Annotated in this window: 19 protein-coding genes and 4 tRNA genes; 12 read left to right on the forward strand and 11 right to left on the reverse strand. The window is 46.4% G+C overall.

Annotated elements, in window-relative coordinates:
* Positions 1-105: 105 nt before the first annotated feature.
* Both P253_RS02580 and rpsU read right to left on the reverse strand, forming a co-directional pair.
* Positions 106-552 (reverse strand): GatB/YqeY domain-containing protein, encoded by a 447-nt coding sequence (locus tag P253_RS02580; protein ID WP_005177146.1) that lies wholly within the window; start codon positions 550-552, stop codon positions 106-108.
* 33 nt (positions 553-585) lie between these two features.
* Complete coding sequence (gene rpsU / locus P253_RS02585) at positions 586-801, reverse strand: 30S ribosomal protein S21 (RefSeq protein WP_001136722.1); 216 nt, start codon at positions 799-801, stop codon at positions 586-588.
* A gap of 147 nt (positions 802-948) precedes the next feature.
* Here rpsU and tsaD point away from each other — a divergent pair, with 147 nt between their 5' ends.
* The gene (gene tsaD, locus P253_RS02590) at positions 949-1,965 is read left to right on the forward strand and encodes a tRNA (adenosine(37)-N6)-threonylcarbamoyltransferase complex transferase subunit TsaD (protein WP_005177148.1); all 1,017 of its coding nucleotides are present in this window, start codon (positions 949-951) and stop codon (positions 1,963-1,965) included.
* An 80-nt stretch (positions 1,966-2,045) separates the two neighbouring features.
* On the forward strand, positions 2,046-2,756 hold the full coding sequence (locus P253_RS02595; RefSeq protein WP_016658348.1) for a hypothetical protein: 711 nt from the start codon (positions 2,046-2,048) through the stop codon (positions 2,754-2,756).
* Positions 2,757-2,871: 115 nt separating this feature from the next.
* Here the strand turns inward: P253_RS02595 and P253_RS02600 are convergent, their stop codons facing one another.
* Complete coding sequence (locus P253_RS02600) at positions 2,872-3,744, reverse strand: ATP-binding protein (RefSeq protein WP_016658347.1); 873 nt, start codon at positions 3,742-3,744, stop codon at positions 2,872-2,874.
* Positions 3,745-3,924: 180 nt separating this feature from the next.
* On the opposite strand from P253_RS02600, the gene P253_RS02605 reads away from it, so the two are divergent.
* The 6 genes from P253_RS02605 (at position 3,925) to P253_RS02630 (ending at position 6,834) form a co-directional block, all read left to right on the forward strand.
* A complete protein-coding gene (locus P253_RS02605; RefSeq protein ID WP_016658346.1) occupies positions 3,925-5,439 on the forward strand; it encodes a DUF3336 domain-containing protein in 1,515 nt (504 codons plus the stop codon).
* The gene (locus P253_RS02610; protein WP_016658345.1) at positions 5,405-6,241 is read left to right on the forward strand and encodes a protein kinase domain-containing protein; all 837 of its coding nucleotides are present in this window, start codon (positions 5,405-5,407) and stop codon (positions 6,239-6,241) included. The genes P253_RS02605 and P253_RS02610 overlap by 35 nt, the downstream gene beginning before the upstream one ends.
* Before the next feature lie 107 nt (positions 6,242-6,348).
* A tRNA-Leu gene (locus P253_RS02615) sits at positions 6,349-6,433 on the forward strand.
* A 33-nt stretch (positions 6,434-6,466) separates the two neighbouring features.
* Positions 6,467-6,540 (forward strand) — tRNA-Trp (locus P253_RS02620).
* A gap of 39 nt (positions 6,541-6,579) precedes the next feature.
* A tRNA-Leu gene (locus P253_RS02625) sits at positions 6,580-6,664 on the forward strand.
* An 85-nt stretch (positions 6,665-6,749) separates the two neighbouring features.
* Positions 6,750-6,834 (forward strand) — tRNA-Leu (locus P253_RS02630).
* 158 nt (positions 6,835-6,992) lie between these two features.
* Here P253_RS02630 and P253_RS02635 read toward each other — a convergent pair.
* Positions 6,993-7,196, reverse strand: a complete 204-nt coding sequence (locus P253_RS02635) for a hypothetical protein (protein ID WP_005177162.1) — start codon at positions 7,194-7,196, stop codon at positions 6,993-6,995.
* 453 nt (positions 7,197-7,649) lie between these two features.
* On the opposite strand from P253_RS02635, the gene P253_RS02640 reads away from it, so the two are divergent.
* On the forward strand, positions 7,650-7,922 hold the full coding sequence (locus P253_RS02640) for a hypothetical protein (RefSeq protein WP_016658344.1): 273 nt from the start codon (positions 7,650-7,652) through the stop codon (positions 7,920-7,922).
* A gap of 15 nt (positions 7,923-7,937) precedes the next feature.
* On the opposite strand, the gene gloB is transcribed toward P253_RS02640, so the two are convergent.
* Positions 7,938-8,672, reverse strand: coding sequence for a hydroxyacylglutathione hydrolase (gene gloB, locus P253_RS02645; protein ID WP_016658343.1), 735 nt, complete (start codon positions 8,670-8,672; stop codon positions 7,938-7,940).
* Positions 8,673-8,801: 129 nt separating this feature from the next.
* Between gloB and P253_RS02650 the strand changes: the two genes are divergently transcribed.
* Complete coding sequence (locus P253_RS02650; RefSeq protein WP_016658342.1) at positions 8,802-10,778, forward strand: acyltransferase family protein; 1,977 nt, start codon at positions 8,802-8,804, stop codon at positions 10,776-10,778.
* A gap of 60 nt (positions 10,779-10,838) precedes the next feature.
* On the opposite strand, the gene P253_RS02655 is transcribed toward P253_RS02650, so the two are convergent.
* Complete coding sequence (locus tag P253_RS02655) at positions 10,839-12,071, reverse strand: pyridoxal phosphate-dependent aminotransferase (RefSeq protein ID WP_005177173.1); 1,233 nt, start codon at positions 12,069-12,071, stop codon at positions 10,839-10,841.
* A gap of 155 nt (positions 12,072-12,226) precedes the next feature.
* Here P253_RS02655 and msrB point away from each other — a divergent pair, with 155 nt between their 5' ends.
* A complete protein-coding gene (gene msrB / locus P253_RS02660) occupies positions 12,227-12,646 on the forward strand; it encodes a peptide-methionine (R)-S-oxide reductase MsrB (RefSeq protein ID WP_005177175.1) in 420 nt (139 codons plus the stop codon).
* The gene (locus P253_RS02665; RefSeq protein ID WP_016658341.1) at positions 12,643-13,125 is read left to right on the forward strand and encodes a glutathione peroxidase; all 483 of its coding nucleotides are present in this window, start codon (positions 12,643-12,645) and stop codon (positions 13,123-13,125) included. The genes msrB and P253_RS02665 overlap by 4 nt, the downstream gene beginning before the upstream one ends.
* Positions 13,126-13,249: 124 nt before the next feature.
* Here the strand turns inward: P253_RS02665 and dapC are convergent, their stop codons facing one another.
* The 5 genes from dapC to P253_RS02690 all read right to left on the reverse strand — a co-directional run bounded on the left by dapC (position 13,250) and on the right by P253_RS02690 (position 19,621).
* A complete protein-coding gene (gene dapC, locus P253_RS02670; protein ID WP_016658340.1) occupies positions 13,250-14,419 on the reverse strand; it encodes a succinyldiaminopimelate transaminase in 1,170 nt (389 codons plus the stop codon).
* A gap of 24 nt (positions 14,420-14,443) precedes the next feature.
* Entirely contained in the window at positions 14,444-17,107 is a 2,664-nt protein-coding gene (glnD, locus tag P253_RS02675) for a [protein-PII] uridylyltransferase (RefSeq protein ID WP_016658339.1), read from the reverse strand.
* A gap of 23 nt (positions 17,108-17,130) precedes the next feature.
* A complete protein-coding gene (purT, locus tag P253_RS02680) occupies positions 17,131-18,336 on the reverse strand; it encodes a formate-dependent phosphoribosylglycinamide formyltransferase (protein WP_016658338.1) in 1,206 nt (401 codons plus the stop codon).
* A 189-nt stretch (positions 18,337-18,525) separates the two neighbouring features.
* Entirely contained in the window at positions 18,526-18,873 is a 348-nt protein-coding gene (gene ygaH / locus P253_RS02685) for an L-valine transporter subunit YgaH (protein ID WP_016658337.1), read from the reverse strand.
* Positions 18,863-19,621, reverse strand: a complete 759-nt coding sequence (locus tag P253_RS02690; protein WP_016658336.1) for an AzlC family ABC transporter permease — start codon at positions 19,619-19,621, stop codon at positions 18,863-18,865. The genes ygaH and P253_RS02690 overlap by 11 nt, the downstream gene beginning before the upstream one ends.
* Positions 19,622-19,700 lie beyond the last annotated feature (79 nt).

The following is a 19,700-nucleotide window of genomic DNA, read 5'->3' on the forward strand; positions in this document are numbered from 1 at the left end:
AGAACTGCTTAAAACTTTAGGCAGTTTTTTTATTTTCGGGAAAATAAACTGATGCAGCTGTTGATGCTGTTCGGGGAGGAAAGTGAGGCGTATGCCTGACTTGAATTAGCTTAATTTGGCTTTAATTTTGGCAGATACTTGTGCAGGATCGGCGCGCCCGGCTATGAGCGGACGCAGAGAATTCATCACCTTACCCATATCTTTCATGCTAGTAGCTTCTTGCGCTGCAATCGTTTGCGCAATGATGGAATCAAGTTCTTCCTCAGTCATAGCTTCTGGTAGAAACTGAGATAACACCTCAATTTCGGCTTGTTCCTTACTAGCTAAATCTTCTCGGCCAGCACCTTCAAAGGCTTTAACCGATTCTTTACGTTGTTTAATTTGCTTTTCAATGACCGCAAGAACCTGAGCATCGTCAAGCTCTTTGCGCTCATCGACTTCGATTTGCTTAATTGCCGCCTGTAGACTACGAATGACCGTTAACTTGTCCATTTCTTTAGCGCGCATTGTCGCTTTCAAAACGTCAGTAATCTGGCTTTTTAAAGTAGTCATGTTTTAATCCAGGCAGTCAATCACAAATTAATCTTAGTAAAGGCGAGTAGTACGTACTGATTCACGCGCCAATTTCTTTTGGTAGCGTTTAACAGCAGCAGCTTTTTTGCGCTTACGTTCTTGAGTTGGTTTTTCGTAGAATTCACGCTTACGTACGTCAGCTAAAACACCTGCTTTTTCGCAAGAACGTTTGAAACGACGGATAGCTACGTCTACTGGTTCGCCTTCTTTCAATTTAACTTGTGGCATGAAGAATCCTCATTAAGTTATGGATAAGATCTGGGGCCGAATTGCCCTCGATCACAAGTGAAGGTCATTATTTTACTCATTTACATCTCATATCACAAGTCTATAATAGTTCCCGCAATAAATTTGATACAGGTTATAGGCAGTTTAATGATCGTTTTAGGCTTAGAAACATCGTGTGATGAAACAGGACTCGCGCTGTACGACAGTGAGTTGGGTTTACGCGGACAGGTGCTGTATAGCCAGATCAAACTGCATGCCGAATATGGCGGCGTGGTGCCAGAACTGGCCTCACGGGACCATGTGCGTAAACTGATTCCATTAATGAACGAGCTGCTTGAGCAAAGCGGTGTGAAAAAATCGGATATTGATGCCGTGGCCTATACCCGTGGTCCGGGCCTGATGGGCGCATTAATGACGGGCGCACTGTTTGGTCGGACTTTGGCATTTGCCTTAAATAAACCTGCGATTGGTGTGCATCATATGGAAGGACATATGCTGGCACCGTTATTGTCTGCAACGCCGCCTGAATTTCCATTTGTTGCACTGTTGGTGTCGGGTGGACATTCACAGCTGATGGCCGCGTATGGCATTGGTCAGTATGAACTGCTGGGTGAGTCAATTGATGATGCCGCCGGTGAAGCTTTTGATAAAGTGGCCAAGATGATGGGCTTGCCGTATCCGGGTGGGCCGAATATTGCCAAACTGGCCGAGCAGGGTGATCCGAATGCTTTTGCTTTCCCGCGTCCGATGCTGCATCAGGATTTAACCTTTTCCTTTAGTGGTTTAAAAACTGCCGTTTCGGTGCAGATGAAGAAACTCGGTGATGAAAACCGTGATGCCGATATTGCCGCCAGTTTCCAGGAAGCGATTGTAGATACTTTGGTAAAAAAATCGGTGAAAGCATTAAAACAGACCGGTTTAAAACGTCTGGTGATTGCTGGTGGCGTGAGTGCTAACAAGCGCTTGCGTGAACGTCTGGAGGCTGATTTAGCCAAGATTAAGGCTACTGTTTATTATGCAGAACCTGCGCTTTGTACTGATAACGGCGCCATGATTGCCTTTGCCGGTTATCAGCGTTTAAAAGCAGGACAGCAGGATGGTTTGTCTGTGACGACCACACCGCGCTGGCCGATGACGGAATTGACCAATCCAGAGCAAGTATAAAAGAGCATGTAAAAGAGGCGAAAGCCTCTTTTTTTAATGCTTATAATGCAATGAATTTAATAATTTTTTATTGAGTTAAAATGAAATCAGTCAGATATAAAGATTTAAATTTGGGTAATGGGATATTTGAAGGTTGGAATCATCAGCAGGGTTTGATGATATGCGGTTATGAATGGGGTAACTCTAAGAAAGATCAGGAGCAGTCACGGGACGCAAAGCCAGTTGATTTTAATATCGCCTGTACCTTTAGTAACAAAGTTCCGAGATATGGGCAGGGTGCTTTATCATGGCCCTATGATAATAGAATTAAACGGTGGTTTGCTTTATGGGGGCATCCGCTAGATAGTAATGAATATGGTCAGGATTTTGATAAGTCCATTATACAGACCAATTGGGCCAATACCTGCAATCATCAATTAGCGAATTACTCGCATCTGTTGAGCGAAGAACATGTCAATAATTTTATAAATCATATCAGTACCTTAAAACCTAAGATAATCCTGTTTATGGGAAGTCAGCTGATACATCTTTTAAGAAATCCTATAGTTAAAGCCCGTTTTGAAGAAATTATAGGTACAGAAATTCTAGATAGTTTTGTAGTGAAGCAAAAGAAAGAGTTTTCAGGAAGAAAATTTAAAATATATTTTTGTGAGTTTGAAAACTGTCAGATTATAGGTTTACCTCATCCATCTTCAAGTCGCGGTTTATCTGATCGGTATATTGAATTATTTGAACCTGAAATGAATACGATCATTTCACAATTTAAAAAAGAAAAAGCGATTAATCCTTAAGATAGAAAGCCCAATCTCACAAGGTTGGGCTTTTCAACATGATGAGCGAACAGATTGTAGATGAGGATTTTCAATCCATAATCGCTGTTTCTGTCAGGCAGGAAAAATAGGCAACTTAAAGTTGCTTTAACTGCGCAGAGCCAATCCAATGTTTTGAAAACTGATAGGCAGCACGCCCTGAACGCTGTCCACGTGCTTGACACCATCTTAACGCTTCTGCACGTATTTCGACATTCATTGGCAACTCGGCTTTGTGTAAATAGTGCTCCACAATTTCTAAATATAGATTTTGATCCATTGGATAAAACGACAGCCACAAACCAAAGCGATCAGACAATGAAATTTTTTCTTCAATCGCTTCTTGAGGATGCAATTCAGTATATTGCGGTACATCTACACGGGTGACAGGTGTGTTTTCGTGCATAAATTCAGGCAGCAAATGACGTCTGTTACTGGTCGCATAAATAATAAAATTACTCGAACCTGATTGTAATGAACCATCTAAAACACTTTTTAAACTACGATAATTTTCATCTTCTGCGTTAAAAGCTAAATCATCGCAATAGACAATAAATTTCTCAGGACGATGCTGAATGATCTTCTGAATTTCTGGCAATTCAGACAAATCATCGCGTTCAATTTCAATTAAACGTAATCCCTGATTGGCATACTCAGTCAATAATGCACGTACAATAGATGATTTGCCTGTACCGCGTGAGCCTGTGAGTAACACATCATTGGCAGGTAAGCCATTTAAAAACTGCAAGGTATTTTGAATTACTTTTTCTTTTTGTTTTTCAATACCTTTTAAATCTTCCAGATGGATTTTTCGTGGCTGGTAAATGGCTTTTAACTGTTGATCCTGCCATTTAAAGGCCGATGCAGAAAAATCGGTGGCTTGCTTGAGTTCAGGCAAATGTTGCTGGAGCTGCTGCAAAACGGTTGCAAGCGAGGTGAGAATATTATCGGGTAAATCAATATGCGCCATGATTATTCAGCTTTTCGGTCTAGGTCAAAAGATTATCGGGTGCACAAACGACTGTATACCAAGGCGAAATGATTTAGCAATGAAAACATGAATTATGCAATTGAAGAATGTCTGAAATTTCTGCATAGTTAGGAGACATCGACAGATCAGCGCCTATTCAGCGAAGCGCAGAGGGAAGCTATGTTGTTTAAAGAGTTTAGCCAGGACATTAATCCTCATCAGGCCTATCGGATCAAAAAATTAAAACGAAAAATAGAACATGCCGAGAGTTACGAAGAATGGAAAAATCTGGCACTAAAAATAGATGAAGAATCGGGGGCGCAGGAATGGAAGTATGACAACACCTCGCCATATTTTGATGCTGAAATTATTGCCCATCGTCTGAACTTATTACGCCGTTATCGCCTGGCAGAGCGCACCAGTGATCTGATGTATATTCTGCGTGAAGGCCTGACCTATGATGTGGCCAATATTGCCCATCCAATGCTGTTTACCGCGACCTATGTCGGCACCAAAAAAATTATTGAAGATTATATTGAAGAAGTCAGCAACAGTCTGGCCTTTATTGCATCCAAAGAATGCCATTTACTCAGTACCCAGGAAAAAATCGAATTTTTTAAAAATTGTCAGGTGGCTTATGGCCAGCCGGCGATTATGTTTTCAGGCGGGGCAACCTTGGGTCTGTTTCATACCGGTGTATGCAAGGCGCTGCTAGAGCGTGACCTGATGCCGCAAGTGCTGTCCGGTTCCAGTGCCGGGGCGATTATGACCGCCATGCTTGGCATTTCTAAACCATCGGAGATGATGCACATTTTAAATGGTGAATCTTTCTTTACCGAAGCTTTTCATTTCCGCCGCTGGGAAGACATTTTAAAGGGCAATGGCGGTATTGCCGATGTTCGCTATCTAAAAAAATTCCTGCTGACCAACCTCGGCGATGTCACCTTTGAAGAAGCTTTTAAGATGTCCGGGCTGCATATCAATATTGCAGTCGCGCCGTATGATGCATCACAAGAAGCACGCATCATGAACAGTTATACCTCGCCAGATTTGCTGGTCTGGAGTGCAGCTTTGGCCTCCTGTGCGGTACCGGTGTTGTTTCCACCGGTGCGTTTGACCAGTAAACGGCAGGATGGGAAACATACGCCCTATATGGGCAGAACCCGCTGGGTCGATGGCAGTGTGCGTAGTGATTTCCCGCAGGAAAAAATGGCGCGTTTGTATAACGTCAATTACACCATTGCCAGTCAGGTGAATCCTCATGTGGTGCCGTTTATGCAAACCGATACCGAGCGTTTCCGTAAAGATATGCTGAGCTGGCCGGAGCGTATTGTGCGCCGTCAGGGCAAAGTGATTAGTAAGGGGATTATGGACTTTACCCGTGAACGTGTCGGTGGTGTGCCGGCAGTACGCCGTCTGCTCGATCATGGCCATGGCATTGTCGATCAGCGTTATTATGGTGATGTGAATATTGTTGGCAAATATGGCTGGCGTCATTATAGCTATATGTTACAAAACCCGCGTCCACACCTGTTCCGATTGTTACAACGCGAAGGTGAACGCGCCACCTGGCCAAAAATTTCCATGATTGAAACCCATGCCCGCGTGGGTAAAACCATTCAGCATTGTCTGGAACTTTTAGAATATCAGCAGAACCCCGTTGAACACGCCAAATCCGAATTTATTGCCGTTTAGTCCGGCTGAACTTGAACACTATTGTTTTGAGTTAAAAACCAAGCCGCAAAGCTTCAAGATGGGGCGGCGTCTGTTTCAGTTTCAACAAGGGCAATCCTTATATTGGCTGAAAGCCCAGCAGATGGATGCGCATCCGCAACTGAGCGCGGGTTTTTGCCGAGAGCTGGATTTTTATCGCCAGTTTCAGCAGGCAGATGCACCGGATTTTCTGCTACCTTTCTATTGTGCGCAAAATACCGAAATCCTACGCATCCAGCAGGAGAGCTTTCAGGATTATCTGATTGTGCCGGATGCGCCAGCGTTTTTTGCTTTAGCACCCTCACAATTTAGCCTAAGTCAGATTCAAACACGTTTGCTGCAGGTACTGGATAGCCTGGAACAGCTAACACGGTTGGGCTATCTACATGCAGATTTAAAAGCCGAACATTGGCGCGAATGGGCAGGGCAGGTCAAACTGATTGATTTTGAGCAGTTGCAGGCCATAAATGCTCCAGCAGCGTCGAATATGACCGCCACACCGCGTTATATGGCACCTGAATTATTTCATGGTGAAGCCAAAACGCTGGCCAGTGATCTTTATGCATTGGGGATTATTGTCTATGAATGGCTGACTCAGCGTCGTTTACAGGCCAAAAGTTATCAGGATTGGGCCTATTTGCATTGTCAGCAGCTTAAAATTGAGTTGCCTGCAGCGTATTTGGGCTTTCAGGACCTGCTTGAGGCGATGCTCAACAAACAAAAAAGCCAGAGAGAAGTCAGTTTTTTGGCCTTAAAAACACTGTTAAGCACTGAAAATGCTTAAGAAAAAACCAAAATAGAGGCTTTTGTTTTTTATTTAAACAAACAAGTGGCTTTTTCATAAAAAGGGCTTGTCATCGGGAAGTGATCTCTATAATATACACAGCCATCGGGGGCGTGGCGAAATTGGTAGACGCACTGGATTTAGGTTCCAGCGCTGCGAGGCGTGAGAGTTCGAGTCTCTCCGCCCCCACCACTTAAATATCAAGTGAGCTTGATTTTAGGTAACAGAGGATTGGTGTAATGGTAGCATGACGGTCTCCAAAACCGTTCGTCAAGGTTCGAATCCTTGATCCTCTGCCAGAATTTTGAGAAATCCAGCATTAAGTTGGTACCCGGTATGGGGGCGTGGCGAAATTGGTAGACGCACTGGATTTAGGTTCCAGCGCTGCGAGGCGTGAGAGTTCGAGTCTCTCCGCCCCCACCACTCAAAATCAGCAAGGTTTAACTTCTTGCTTTTTTGGTGAACCGGCCAGCTTGAGTATTTCTTCAAAAAATTGGCATCTTTATATGGGGATGTGGCGGAATTGGTAGACGCACTGTGTTCAGGTCGCAGCGCCGCAAGGTGTAAGAGTTCGAGTCTCTTCATCCCCACCAAATTTTGAAAAAGCAGGGCAGATGTCCTGCTTTTTTATTGCCTGTTATTTTGTCAGGCTTTTATCCTACCCAAAGAAAAGCCCGCAGAACAGACGGTTCAACGGGCTCAAGTTATGAGAACACTTTATTTTTCTCGATCAAAGAGTGCGTAAACGAATTCAGGCTTTTAAGTGGTCCTCAAATTCTTCACCGAGTTGTACCGCCAGCGCATTGCCGGCCAGTTCACCAGTAACCAGACCATATTCTTTTTTAAAACTAAAGGTAAAACCACGGCCATCGGCTAAATTTTTGACTGAATATCCCAGTTTTTCTAACCAAATACGAAAGGCAATTAAATTTTTAGCTTTTACCACTTTTTTCACGAGTGTACTCCCTTATCTTCAATAAAGTATAGATATGGTTATATCAAGATTTTTTAAAGGGCAAAATTCAAGAGTGTGTCAAAAAATATTGAGACTGATGATTTTTGCAGCAAAAAATCCAGAATTTGAGCGCCTAAAAAACGTGTATTGATGAATAAATCAGCAGAATTTTAAGCAAATTTTAAATTAATTGATTGATATATTTGATGTATTTTTATTCTAAATTTTCAATATTATTCATTGGCTATTTTAGCCGGCTTGAAATAATTTGTTAAATATTGATGACAACAGATCTTTAAGTATTTCTTACAACCTCGGCCTAGCGCGAGATAAAAAGCTGTAGAGATCTGTGCCTGCTATGATCGTATGCGCTGAGTGATTGATGGCTTTATTTTCAGCCATCGCGGGCGTGGAGATCGGGTATCATAAAGCACAGCAACAGGAGTGAGTAAGATGACGCCAAATACCATTGAAGCTGACGTACCGCAGGCCATTCAACAGATGCAGCAACAGGGCCAAACCCCGGTGGCGGTCATGTTGGGCCACGAAGACTGGCTGGTCTTTGCCGAACAATCGCAGGTGGCCTACACTCCATTTGGCAGTGCACGTCGTTATCAACCAGCATTGGGCGGCTTGTTGCTGGTACGCATTGATGAAATGAATGCGGTACGTGTGGTGACACAGACCGAGCTGGATACGAATGCGGCCAGTCACCAGCTGTTATAAACCGGTTAAACCGCTTTAAAAATTATCTTTCATTTCACGTAATTTTTGGAATTCTTCGACGCTGTCCACCCGTAAAAAAGGATTGGTCTGCAGTTCCAGTTCAATCGTACTTGGCAAGGTCGGCTGATTTAACAGGCGTAAATCTTCCACCTGCTGATAACGCTGTTGCAGCGCCAGATTATCCGGTTCAACATGCAGGGCAAATTTAGCATTGGACAGGGTATATTCGTGGGTGCAGTACACTTGGGTGCGTGCCGGTAATGCCGCCAGACGGTTTAAAGAGTGATACATCTGCTCAAAGGTGCCTTCAAAAACACGGCCGCAGCCCATGGCAAACAGGGTGTCACCGCAAAACAGGGTGTCGATGGCATCCATAAAATACACAATATGCCCCAAGGTATGGCCGGGAACCGCCAGTACATCCACCTGCAGGTCATGAAATTTAAAATGGGCTTCATGCTGCAAAGGATGGGTGATAAACGGGATTTTACTCAGCTCTTCGCGTGGGCCATACACTGGAATATTGCGGGATTGCAGCAGTTCCGGCACACCTCCAATATGGTCTTTATGCCAGTGAGTCAGCCAGATCTGGCTTAAATTTAAACCATGCTCATGGCAATACTGTTCCACCGGTTCGGCTTCGGTGGGATCGACCACAATCACATCTCTGGATGTGGTATGTTCCAGCAGCCAAATATAATTCTGTAGCTGGTTCTGAATATCCAGCAGATGCACTTTATAGTTGCTCATCCCTCACCCCCACATAATATGATGCCCAGTATAGCCTGAAAGCGATGTTGTCGTCGCTGTGTATCCAAAATTGATCTTTGACTGAAAAGGTCTACAATAAGCCACGTTTCAATTTTCCCCTGCGCGTTCATGAGTTTTGCCTATCGCGCCGATATTGACGGTTTAAGAGCGATTGCCGTCCTGTTGGTGATTTTTAATCATATTGGCCTGTCTATTTTCCCCGGTGGTTATATTGGCGTCGATATTTTCTTTGTGATTTCAGGTTATTTAATTACCTTAATTTTAAGCAAAGAAATCCAGAACCAGACTTTCTCGATCGGTCGCTTTTATAAAAAGCGGGTGGTGCGTTTGGCACCGGCCTATTTTACTGCACTGAGTGTGGTGAGTCTGGTGGCCTGGCAGGTGATGCTGCCCGATGAGCTGAGCCGTTATTTTGACAGTGTCTTTTATGCTACGTTTCTGATGGCCAATATTTATATGCAGCGTGAAGTCGGCGATTACTTCAGTCAGAGTGTTAATGAAGTGCCGCTGCTGCATTTATGGTCGTTGGGTGTTGAAGAGCAGTTCTATATTTTCTGGCCATTGATTCTGTTGTGTTTTATCAAAAAAAGTAACCGGAAATGGGGCCTGCTGATAGTCGGGTCTTTTATTCTCATGTCGTTGCTGTATGCGCAGCAGCAGTTGAGCGTGAATGCCGAGAAAGCCTATTACAGCATGCCGGTCCGCGCCTTCGAACTGCTCTTGGGGGCGCTGATCTGCTTTTTGCCACAAATGAAATGGTCAAAATGGCTGGCGCAAACGCTGGTCTGGGGTTGTTTGGCGCTATTATTAGGCACGGCAATGTGGTTTGATCATGCCACACCATTTCCGGGCGCAATGGCGCTGATTCCATGTCTGGCAACAGCATTGATTAATTATATCGGTCAGAGCGTGCAGTCGCAGAATGTGGTACTGACCAACCGTTTTAGCCTCTGGATGGGCAAAATTTCCTATCCTTTATATTTATGGCACTGGCCGGTAATTGTACTGTTCAGTATCTATATGCTACCGGTTAATGCCGGTTATCAGCTGGCTATGGTGCTGCTCAGTATCGCGCTGGCCTATCTGACTTATCGTTATATTGAACAGCCGAGCAAAGGTTTTGTGATGGCTGCCAATTACAAGGTCATTCTGAGCGGTTTTGTGGCGCCGGCGCTCTGTTTTATTGGCGTGGCGCAGCTGGTCAGTCAGCATCAGGGTTTTCCGGAGCGCCTAAGTCCGCAAGTGCAAAACCAGATGGCAGCCTTAAATTCGTTTGCGCATGGCATCCGGCAGAAATGTCACAGCTTTCCCAATCCTGAAACGCTGGCCAATCCGAAAGACTGTATGCTGGGCGTGGAAAAGCCGCAGATTGATTTTATGCTGATTGGTGATTCACATGCCAACAGCTATACCGGACTGCTGGATGTCTGGGCCAAAGATGCTGGACTGCGCGGCTATGACAGCACTCAGGACACCACCATTTATTTACCCGGTGTTCAGCGTGGCCGTGGTGAGCATGAAGTGGCTGCCTTTCAAGCCCGCAATGATGCCATTGAGGCCCATTTAAAGCAGCATCATTATCAATTTGTGGTGATGTCAGCCGCCTTTAGCCAGTATCTGGATGCCGGGCATGATCTGCATCGGAGCGCAGAAGAGGACAGTCAGGTCGCGGATCATTTAGACAGTTATTTTGCCGGTTTACAGGCCGCGGTAGATAGTGCGCTGGCCAGCAGCGAACATGTGGTGATGCTGATGGATGTCCCGGTGATTGATCCGGATCAGGCCAATTGCTCATTACGCCGTGAATGGCTGGGGATTGAGCGTGAATGCGCGGTGTCGGCAGAGGAGTTCCAGCAGAGCAATGCACCAATTTATCAGTGGATGAGCGAATTGCAGCAGCAGTATCCGCAACTGATTGTGGTCGAGCCGACCAAGGTGCTGTGTGATGCACAGCAATGTGATTTAAGTGTCGAGGGGACGCCGCTGTACCGGAATCAGGATGATGATCATCTCAGTTTTAAAGGTTCGGAAGCGCTGGGGCAGGCCTATTTACAGCAATACGGCAATCCGCTGAAATCGCTTTAATCTTTCTCGTCTGCATAAAAAAGCCGTGAATTGATCACGGCTTTTTTATTGTATTTCAGCTTAGCGGATTTTCGCCAGAAAACGGCCCAAGCGGCTAAGCGCTTCACGCAATTCATTTTCAGCCGGCAGGAACACCACACGGAAATGATCTGGGGTTGGCCAGTTAAAGCCGGTGCCTTGAACCAGTAGCACTTTCTCGGCTTTCAGGAAATCCAGCATCAGTTTTTCATCATCTTCAATCGCGTAGACATTCGGGTCCAGTTTCGGGAAGCAGTACATCGCACCTTCTGGCTTGACGCAAGACACACCTGGAATCTCGTTCAGCATTTCCCAGGCAATATTGCGCTGTTCATACAGACGGCCACCCGGACGGATCAGGTCATTAATTGACTGATAGCCACCAAGCGCGGTCTGAATCGCATATTGCGCCTGATGGTTGGCACACAGACGCATAGAGGCCAGCATGTCCAGACCTTCAATATAGTCGGCTGCGCGTGAACGGTCGCCAGTAATGGCCATCCAGCCAGAACGGTAGCCGGCAATACGGTAGGCTTTAGATAAACCGTTGAATGAAATACACAGCTGATCACCCGCAAGGGCTGCAACCGACACATGCTCAATGCCGTCATACACGATTTTGTCGTAAATTTCGTCGGCGAATAAAATCAGGTCATATTTTTTTGCCAGCGCGACAATCTGTTCCAGCACATGACGTGGATAAACCGCACCGGTCGGGTTGTTCGGGTTAATAATCACAATACCGCGGGTATTGGGTGTGATTTTGCTTTCCATATCGGCCAGATCTGGATACCAGTGATTTTCTTCATCACATTTATAGTGAATGGCTGTACCACCCGACAGATTGACTGCCGCCGTCCACAGTGGATAGTCTGGCATTGGAATCAGCATTTCATCGCCATCATCCAGCAGGCCTTGCATGGCCATTACGATTAGCTCAGACACGCCATTGCCGATATAGACATCATTAACGTGCAGGTCAAAAATACCTTTTTGCTGATAATACTGGCAAATAGCCTTACGTGCCGGGAAAATCCCTTTGGAGTCGGTATAACCGACTGCATTTGGCAGGTTCAGCGCCACATCGTTAATAATTTCCTGCGGGGCTTCAAAGCCGAAGGGGGCGGGGTTACCAATATTCAGTTTAATAATTTTATGGCCGGCCTCTTCCATTTCATTGGCCGCTCGTAACACAGGTCCGCGAATGTCGTAGCATACATGCTCGAGTTTTGAGGATTTTTTAATTTCGCGAGGAGTCGTGTTACCTGTGGACATAATTCCATCCAATTATATGTTTCTGTTAGCAAAAAATAGATTACGCAATTATCACAATCTATACTGAAATTTAGCTAGATATTTTGCAAGCTCTAGCGTAAATATGGAAGTACTGAAGCATGACATTGAATGTCAAAGATTTAAAGGAGTTAGTGATGGGAAAACTCAATAAAACAGACCGAGAATGGCAAAGAGAGTTATCACCAGAAGAGTTTCGGATTACACGACAAAAAGGAACCGAACCGGCCTTTACAGGGAAATACTGGAACAGCAAACAGGATGGGGTGTATGTGTGCCGTTGCTGTGGAGAAGCCTTATTTTCTTCCGACACCAAATACGACAGTGGCAGTGGCTGGCCAAGTTTCTACCGTCCAATTGCCCCGGGGGTCGTGGAAGAACATAACGATCAGTCGCATGGCATGGTACGTACCGAAATTGTCTGTCATCATTGTGATGCACATTTGGGCCATGTTTTTGATGATGGACCGCAACCGACCGGCTTGCGCTATTGCGTCAACTCGGCATCATTAGAGCTAAAAACACAAGAAAAAAGTGATGAGGAAACCTATCCATGACCAACATTTATCAGTTTGAGGCTGAGTTGTTAGATGGGAAAAATAAATCATTTGCCGATTATGAAGGCAAGGTTTTATTGGTGGTGAATACCGCCAGCAAATGCGGTTTTACCCCGCAGTTTGCCGGACTGGAAAAGCTCTATGAAAAATATAAGTCCCAAGGCTTTGAGGTGCTCGGCTTTCCCTGTAACCAGTTTGGTAGCCAGGACCCCGGTTCCAATGAGCAGATCGGGGCCTTTTGCCAGAAAAATTATGGGGTCAGCTTTCCCATGTTTGCCAAGGTTGATGTTAAAGGCCCGGAAGCACACGCAATTTTCCGTTATTTAACCAATAACAGCAAAGGCATTCTGGGCAATGGCATCAAGTGGAACTTTACCAAGTTTTTAATTGGCAAAGATGGCAAAGTACTGAATCGCTATGCACCAACCACCAAGCCGGATGCGCTGGAACAGGATATTGAACAGGCTTTACAGGGTTAAGATAGGGCAGATGATTTCAGCATCAGCTTTAATGTTAGGGATGATGCTTATCCACGCAAACAGTGTTTAGTCCTGCCTAAAATGAAAAATCCACTCAATAGAGTGGATTTTTTAATATCAGCATTTACAAAATCGCTTTGAGGCGCTGAATCACCTGTTCGCACTGGGCAATATCGGCCACCAAGGCTAAACGGACATGGTTTTCACCCGGATTCCCTTGCTCAGTTTCACGCGATAAATACCGGCCCGGCAATACTTTAATATGCGCTTTTTCCATCAGCATTTTGGCAAAGGCTTCATCATTATCAACTTTGAGCCAGTAATAGAAACCGGCGTCCGGTTTTTGAAAAGGGAGTAGCTGCCCCAGCTCGCTTTGGAACAAGTCAAATTTGGCGCGGTATTGCACGCGGTTGTCTTCAACGTGCTGCTCATCATCCCAAGCCGCAATAGAGGCCAGTTGATGCTGTACTGGCATGGCTGCACCGTGATAGGTACGGTATTGCAAATACGGTTTCAGTAAATCGGCATCGCCAGCCACAAAGCCTGAACGCATCCCCGGCAGATTGGAACGCTTGGACAGCGAATGGAAAACCACGCAGTTTTTATAGTCATCTCGGCCCATTTCGGCACAAACTTCGAGCAGGCCAGTTGGTGCTTCATCAAACCACAGCTCTGAATAGCATTCATCCGAGGCAATTACAAAACCGTATTGATCGGACAGCGCAATCAGCTTTTTAAACTGGTCTTTGGACAGTACCGCACCGGTCGGGTTGCCCGGCGTACAGACAAATAGCAAGGCGGTTTTTTCCCAGACTTCGGCCGGCACGGCATCAAAGTTACCTAAATACTGGTTGTCTTCGGTACAGTTAATGAAATACGGTTTGGCCCCAGCCAGCAAGGTTGCGCCTTCATAAATCTGGTAAAACGGGTTTGGTATCACCACATACGGTGCATCTTCACGTTTCACCAGTGCCTGTACAAAAGAGAAAATGGCTTCACGGGTACCTGAAACCGGTAAAACATGGCGATCTGCACTGATGCTGTTCAGCTTGAAACGGCGACTCAGCCACTGGGCAATACTGTGGCGTAATTCAGGCAGACCCTTGCTGTTCGGGTAAGTCGATAAATGCTGGAAGTTGTCAATAATGGCCTGTTTTACAAATTCCGGCGCCGGGTGCTTTGGTTCTCCAATCGAGAGGGGAATCAGCGGTAAATCGGCCGGTTGTATATCCTGAAAAAGTCGGTTTAACTTTTCAAACGGATAAGGGTGCAATAAAGACAAACTTGAGTTCATGTAATCGTTACCGATAGGTTGATGTTAATGTTGGCACACCTGATTTGAGGCTTCATCAAGTGCTGCCTTTAATTTGGCCGCAAAGCTTTTGGCTTCTTCTGCATTCATAGGCGTACCATCTTTTTTAGTGACAAAGAAAATATCTTCGGCACGTTCGCCTAGGGTGGCAATTTTAGCAGAATGAATATCCAGCCCCTGCATCATAAACAAGCCGCCGACTTTGGCAAGTAAACCCGGCTGGTCAAGTGTCGCAATTTCCACCATGTTCTGGTTGAGTGCGGCATTCAGGCTGATGTCGACAGTATTTTCAATATCGAAATGGCGCAGCTGGCGCGGAATCAGGCGTTGCATCAGCCCCGGATATTTGTCTGACTGGCTTAATGCGGTGACCAGTGATTGAATCACGGTGTCCTGACGCTCGGCATCGGTCAGCAGGGTACCAAAACGGTCCAGTACCACATAAGTATCTAAACTAAAGGCTTTAGTGGCGGTAATAATCCGCGCGTCCTGCACATCCAGATTCATGCGGTCTAAAATCGCCACCGTGGTGGCAAACAGGTTCGGCTGATCCTGGGTATAAATAAAGATTTGCACGGCATCTTGCGCATATTTACGATGCGCGCGCATCAGTACCAACGGTGCCGGATTATCACTGTGCTGCAAGATGGCGCGGGTATGCCAGGCAATTTCATCGGCGGTTTCTTTGAGGAAGTATTCATCGCCCAGTTCCTGCCAGACTTTTTCCACTTCTTCCAGCGAGAAATCCTCGACCAGTAATTCGCTGGCCGCAAATTTGGTGTCTTCAATCAGCATCTGATAATCCACCGGACGACCCAGGCCGGAACGGATCACATCACGGGCATGGGTATACAGCTGGCGCATCAGCGAGGCGCGCCAGGTGTTCCACAAGGTTGGATTGGTAGCGTTAATATCTGCTACGGTCAAGGTGTAGAGATAATCCAGATGCTCCATATCGCCCATCAGTTCGGCGAAAGCTTTGACCACATCCGGATCGGAAATATCTTTTTTCTGTGCAGTGACCGACATCAGCAGGTGGTTTTGCACCAGCCAGGCCACCAGATTGCATTCACGTTCGGTAAAGCCATGCGTGCGGCAGAAGGCAATCGCATCGGCGGCGCCAAGTTCACTATGATCGCCACCACGACCTTTGGCAATGTCATGGAAAATTGCGGCTAGATAGACAATGTCACGACGCGCCAGACGCTGGAACACCGAGCTGACCACCGGAAAATCTTTGGCAAATTCCGGTTCTTTAAAGCGGTTCAGGTTGCGAATCAGCAGCAGGGTGTGCGCATCGACGGTATAAATATGGAACAGGTCATATTGCATCAGACCGGTAATCTGCCCGAAAGCCGGAATATAGTTGCCCAATACACCATAACGTTTCATTGCCACCATGGTGTCATACAAACGGTATGGTGAGCGTAAAATCGCCATAAACAGCGCCTGATGGACTGGATTATCACGAAAATCGCGGTCAATCCGTTTGGCAGCCAGGGTCAGCAGGCGTAAGGTGCGGGCGCGAATACCGGTAATTTCAGGACGATTGGCCAGCAGATAAAAAATTTCCAGAATCGCACTGGGTTTTTCAGAAAAAATCTTGTGATGCTGCACTGCCAGTTTGCCATCGACCAGTTTGAAGTTTTCATTAATTTCTTCAATCTGGCGTTCATATTGCGGCAGACGCGGGGTAATCACCGATTCATTAAAATAGGCCAGTAACATTTCATTTAGCGTCGACACCTGCTGCGCGGTGCGGTAATAACGCTTCATGAACTGTTCAATCGGATAATTCGGTGATTTGCCTTCTTCACGGACATAGCCGAACTTGGCTGCAATATCACGCTGATAATCAAACAGCAGGCGGTTTTCATCGCGTTTGGTCAGCAGGTGCAAATAATGGCGAATTTCCCAGAGGAAACTTTCAGCCTCTTCCAGCACGCCCAGCTCAAACTCGGAAATAAAACCCAGATGCACCAGATCATAAATACGGTTGACACGGAAATGTCGTTTGGCAATCCAGCCAATCTGGTTAATATCGCGGATGCCACCCGGTGCAGTTTTAATATCCGGCTCTAAATTGCTTTCGGTATGGTTGTGCTGAGCATAGCGTTTGGCTTGCTCTTCCATCTTGGCATCAAAAAAGGTTTTATCGGTCCAGGTTTGCGACACAATCCGGCGTGGCCATTTGGCCAGATGTTCATTGCCAATAATCAACCGTGCTTCAATTAAAGCGGTGGCTACAGTCAGGTCATTGGTGGCCTGAATTACGCAATCCTGAATGGTGCGCACGCTAATGCCGGGTTTGAAATTACCGACATCCCACAGTGATGAAATAAAGGTTGAAATCGGTTTTTCCTGTTCCGGCGAGATTTCATCTTCTGACAGGATCATGATGTCGACATCGGAATAGGGCAACATTTCGCGGCGGCCATAACCGCCCACCGCAAACAGGCCTAAATCGGTCTGGTCCAGTCCGGCATGTTGCCACAGAAATTTTAGCGCCTCATCAATAAAATTGGAGCGCGCCAGAATAATGTCACGGATCGAATGTCCATTTTCAAAACATTCCCCCAGCTGATGTTCAACATCACTTCGCCACTGATTGATGGCCTGAATGTCATGGTTACTTTTTACGTAATTCAGCAAGGGTAAGGTGTTGATCATGAACAGCGTTCCGTGTTGTGCGACTAGTTTTGATTGACACTGACGTGTTGTGCAGTAGCGTAAGCCAGCTCACGTGCCTGCTCAGTGGTTTCTGCGCGGGCGGTGGCCACACCCATGCGGCGACGCTTGAAGCCTTCCGGTTTGCCAAACAGACGTAAATCAGTATCCGGGTGAGCTAAAGCAAGATTCAAGCCAGAAAATGACAGGTTGTGGTCATCTACACCGGCATAAATCACTGCACTGGCAGCCACACTATGGCGCGCCGTGTTCACCGGCAAACCGAGAATCGCACGGGCATGTAATTCGAATTCACTCTGGTATTGCGAGGCCAACGTGACTAAACCGGTATCGTGTGGGCGAGGTGACACTTCACTAAACCACACTTGGTCACCTTTGACAAACAGTTCTACCCCAAAAATACCGCAACCGCCAAGTGCGCTGGTAACCTTGTGGGCAATGCGTTTGGCTTCAGCCAAGGCCTGGCTGCTCATTGGTTGTGGCTGCCAGCTTTCGACATAATCACCGGCATCCTGACGATGGCCAATCGGGTCGCAGAATGAGGTTTCAATGTCGCCAGTTTCTGGATGTTTTGAGCGTACCGTGAGCAGGGTAATTTCAAAATCAAAATCAATCTGCGATTCAACAATCACGGTGCCCTGATTCACACGGCCGCCAGTTTGCGCATAGTCCCAGGCGGCATCGACTTCATCAAAGCTTTTTACCCGAGATTGGCCTTTGCCTGAGGAGGACATCACCGGCTTCACAAAGTTTGGATAGCCAATATCATCACAGGCTGCGCGGAAGCTTTCCAGCGAGTCGGCAAAACGGTAGGCAGAGGTTGGCAGACCCAGTTCTTCTGCAGCTAGACGGCGAATTCCTTCGCGGTTCATGGTCAGATTGACTGCCTTGGCCGATGGAATCACGGTAGCGACATTTTGTGCTTCAATATCCAGCAGCACTTCTGTGGCAATGGCTTCAATTTCCGGCACAATCAGATGCGGTTGCACCTGAGCAATCAGCTGTTTCAGCGCGTTATGATCGGCCATATTAATGGTGTGGGCATGATGCGCCACTTGCATGGCAGGGGCATGATCATATCGGTCGGCGGCATGCACTTCTACACCTAAACGTTGTAAAGAAATCACCACCTCTTTCCCCAATTCTCCTGAACCCAATAGCAATACTTTAAATGCCGAAGCTTGAAGAGGAGTACCAATCGTCACGCTCATGTAATTCATCCATGCTTGATTTTATGGGCTTTTAGCATAGCAGAACTGCACCGCGATGTTAGTGCCGATTCGGAGAAAATCGTGATTTTGTCCAACAATTTTTAGACGCAGTGGGCAAGAGAGAATAGAGTTTTATGACGCAGCACAACTGCTGCACTGCGTCAATGTGTCTGGTTTTGCAATCAAAACCTAGAAGGAAAATGGAACATAGGTATAAATCAGGCCATAGGTCACGGCTGCCGTCAGTGTGGCCGGTACAATTTTCTTGTATTTAAAATACAGCCCGGTCAGCACTATAAATCCGACCAGCATGGCAAAACTTTTATTGGGCGTTTCCAGTAACGGTGGCAAGGTCGCCACCACCAGCATTGAACTGATCGCGGCAATACCAATCGAACCCAGGGCAATCTTTAGCCAGAGGGCACCCCGCTTTTGTGAGTCCTGCTGAAACTTCTGAATCACAAAAAACGGTCCAAAGCGTGAAGCAAAATTGGCGATGCCGACCACAATCCCGACCAGAATAATTTCAAGATTCATGTGAGCCTCCTGCATATGCATCATCCGGTTGTTTTAAGACATAGTGTTTGAACAGACCTGCAAAAATGCCCGATAAAATACCAATAAAGATGGCAGCGGACAGGTCAATGAAATAGCAGGCGATAGCCGATACCACCAAAGTCACACTGACCACAAAGGTATGTTTTTTCTCAAAGGCGGCCAGCAGGAAACTTAGGAACAGGGCTGGTAACAGGAAATCCAGTGCGGCCTGTAAAAACTGCGGCAGCTTACTGACCTGATCGGCAAACAGACCGCCCAGTAAAGAACCGAGCGCCCATGACACCCAGCTAAACAGACTTAAGCCGAGCATCCAGGATTCCGACCATTGTTGCCGGCGCTGCGACAGCTTGATCATGCCGGAAGCAAAGACTTCATCAGTCAGGCCCCAGGCCCAGATCGCGGTTTTCTTTAAATTGAGTCGGTCCTGAATCAGGTTGGTTAAAGCCGGGCCATAGAGCAGATGGCGAATATCCAGTGCAATAACAGTCAGGGCGGTCATCCAGATGGAAGTGCCGCTGCCTAACAGGGCCACTACCAGAAACTGGCTGGCACCGGCATACATGGTGCAGGATAAAAACAGGGCTTCCCAGGCGCTAAAACCGAATTGGGTCGCCGAAACGCCAAATGCAAAAGAAACGGGGAGATAAGTAAAAATAATGGCTTGGCTATCTTTAGCGCCTTGCCAAAAACCGGCTGGCTGTGTGGAAAGCGTTTTGTGTTCAGACACGACACACCTGAAGGAGAGTTGAACAAGGAGTCAAATGATGATTGTGTATTGTACCCGAATTCACTAGCATAGTGCCGAA

The sequence above is a fragment of the Acinetobacter indicus CIP 110367 genome (assembly GCF_000488255.1).
GTDB classification, from domain to species: Bacteria; Pseudomonadota; Gammaproteobacteria; order Pseudomonadales; family Moraxellaceae; genus Acinetobacter; species Acinetobacter indicus.

Bases quoted from the DNA above. Each gene is read 5' to 3' on its own strand.
- P253_RS02580 (WP_005177146.1), bottom strand. From the start codon at position 552: ATGACTACTTTAAAAAGCCAGATTACTGACGTTTTGAAAGCGACAATG.
- rpsU (WP_001136722.1), bottom strand. From the start codon at position 801: ATGCCACAAGTTAAATTGAAAGAAGGCGAACCAGTAGACGTAGCTATC.
- tsaD (WP_005177148.1), top strand. From the start codon at position 949: ATGATCGTTTTAGGCTTAGAAACATCGTGTGATGAAACAGGACTCGCG.
- P253_RS02595 (WP_016658348.1), top strand. From the start codon at position 2,046: ATGAAATCAGTCAGATATAAAGATTTAAATTTGGGTAATGGGATATTT.
- P253_RS02600 (WP_016658347.1), bottom strand. From the start codon at position 3,744: ATGGCGCATATTGATTTACCCGATAATATTCTCACCTCGCTTGCAACC.
- P253_RS02605 (WP_016658346.1), top strand. From the start codon at position 3,925: ATGTTGTTTAAAGAGTTTAGCCAGGACATTAATCCTCATCAGGCCTAT.
- P253_RS02640 (WP_016658344.1), top strand. From the start codon at position 7,650: ATGACGCCAAATACCATTGAAGCTGACGTACCGCAGGCCATTCAACAG.
- gloB (WP_016658343.1), bottom strand. From the start codon at position 8,672: ATGAGCAACTATAAAGTGCATCTGCTGGATATTCAGAACCAGCTACAG.
- P253_RS02650 (WP_016658342.1), top strand. From the start codon at position 8,802: ATGAGTTTTGCCTATCGCGCCGATATTGACGGTTTAAGAGCGATTGCC.
- P253_RS02655 (WP_005177173.1), bottom strand. From the start codon at position 12,071: ATGTCCACAGGTAACACGACTCCTCGCGAAATTAAAAAATCCTCAAAA.
- msrB (WP_005177175.1), top strand. From the start codon at position 12,227: ATGGGAAAACTCAATAAAACAGACCGAGAATGGCAAAGAGAGTTATCA.
- P253_RS02665 (WP_016658341.1), top strand. From the start codon at position 12,643: ATGACCAACATTTATCAGTTTGAGGCTGAGTTGTTAGATGGGAAAAAT.
- dapC (WP_016658340.1), bottom strand. From the start codon at position 14,419: ATGAACTCAAGTTTGTCTTTATTGCACCCTTATCCGTTTGAAAAGTTA.
- glnD (WP_016658339.1), bottom strand. From the start codon at position 17,107: ATGATCAACACCTTACCCTTGCTGAATTACGTAAAAAGTAACCATGAC.
- purT (WP_016658338.1), bottom strand. From the start codon at position 18,336: ATGAGCGTGACGATTGGTACTCCTCTTCAAGCTTCGGCATTTAAAGTA.
- ygaH (WP_016658337.1), bottom strand. From the start codon at position 18,873: ATGAATCTTGAAATTATTCTGGTCGGGATTGTGGTCGGCATCGCCAAT.